The sequence below is a fragment of the Daejeonella sp. genome (genome assembly GCF_049655485.1).
Classification (GTDB): Bacteria; Bacteroidota; Bacteroidia; order Sphingobacteriales; family Sphingobacteriaceae; genus Daejeonella.
This window is the reverse complement of record NZ_JBASJU010000090.1, coordinates 1-1,518: the sequence shown is the minus strand read 5'-3', so window position 1 is coordinate 1,518 and position 1,518 is coordinate 1. Positions and strand designations below refer to the sequence as shown.

Sequence of the window (1,518 nt, the reverse complement as noted above, 5' to 3'; positions counted from 1 at the left end):
GCTTCGCTCTTCCTGCAGCATTTTATAAAGATATTGAAAGCTGGAGGCAAAGCTGGGGTGGTTATTAAAAACACATTTTTGAGCAATACCGATAATGCCTCTGTGAGTTTAAGGAAATTGCTTTTAGAAAACTGCAACCTACATACGGTTCTTGATTTACCGGGTGGAACTTTTACGGGAGCAGGAGTAAAAACCGTGGTTTTGTTTTTTGAGAAAGGCTCTTCCACCAAAAAGGTCTGGTTCTACCAACTGAATCTAGATAGAAATTTGGGCAAGACTAATTCGTTGAATGAAAAAGATTTGGCTGACTTTGTAGAACTCCAAAAAACGAAAGCCGAAAGTGAAAATTCGTGGACAGTTGAATTAGATAATATTTATCAAAATACTTTTGACCTCTCTGCCAAAAACCCCAACAAAAAAGAAGAAGCCGCCTTACGCCAACCGCAGGAAATTTTAGAAGAAATGAAAGCCTTGGATAAAGAAAGTGCTGATATATTAAACTCAATTTTGGAATTGATATGATCATTCGACAAACTCGATTGCCACAAGGTTGGGAAATAAAACAGTTGAATGATGTTTGCACTATAAAAGGGCGAATAGGTTACAGAGGATACACAAAACAAGATTTAGTTAAAGAGGGCGAAGGAGCAATTTCTTTGAGTCCTTCAAACATAAAGAACAACACAATAATTTATCACAACTGCACCTATATTTCTTGGTTTAAATATGATGAATCTCCCGAAATCAAGATATATGATGGCGATATAATATATTGCAAAACGGCTTCAATTGGCAAAATAGCATTAATAGAGAATTTACCACAAAAAGCTACAATCAATCCACAATTTGTTGTTCTAAAGGAAATTAAATGTTCCAATAAATATTTGTATTTCTTTATGAATAGCAGAACATTTAAAGAACAAGAGCATGAGATTATTGGAGGAACTGCAATTCCTACTTTGTCCCAAGCTAACTTAGGTAATTTAACAATTCCCCTTCCTTCCATCTCCGAACAACAACGCATTGTTTCAATTTTAGATGAAGCTTTTGCCTCCTTTGCCAGGGCAAAAGCCAATGCAGAACAAAACCTCAATAACACTAAAGACCTCTTCGAGAGTTATTTGCGAGGGGTGTTTGAGAATAGAGGTGAGCGATGGGAAGAGAGAACATTAAAACAAGTTTCAAATAAATTTGGAAGAGGTAAGTCAAGACATCGTCCTAGAAATTATGAAAAACTTTACGGGGGAGATTATCCTTTTATCCAGACTGGTGATATAAGAAATTGTAATCATTACATAACTGAATATTCTCAAACATACAGTGAATTGGGGCTGGCACAGAGTACACTTTGGCCATCTGGTACTATTTGCATTACAATTGCTGCGAACATCGCAGAAACTGGAATATTGACTTTTGATGCTTGTTTTCCAGATAGCGTAATTGGTTTGGTTGTGAATGAAAAACTTGCTGACACAGATTTTATCGAATACTTGTTACAATCGTTTAAAGCAAGAATAC

General features: G+C 36.0%; 2 protein-coding genes. Both read left to right on the top strand.

Features of this window, described 5'->3' with window-relative positions; all coding sequences use genetic code 11:
- The coding region (locus WBJ10_RS03740; protein WP_424288213.1) for an HsdM family class I SAM-dependent methyltransferase at positions 1-522 on the top strand (522 nt) is incomplete at its 5' end.
- Positions 519-1,518 (top strand): restriction endonuclease subunit S (locus WBJ10_RS03735; RefSeq protein ID WP_424288212.1); only part of this gene is annotated, 1,000 nt, incomplete at its 3' end. The genes WBJ10_RS03740 and WBJ10_RS03735, both read left to right, overlap by 4 nt.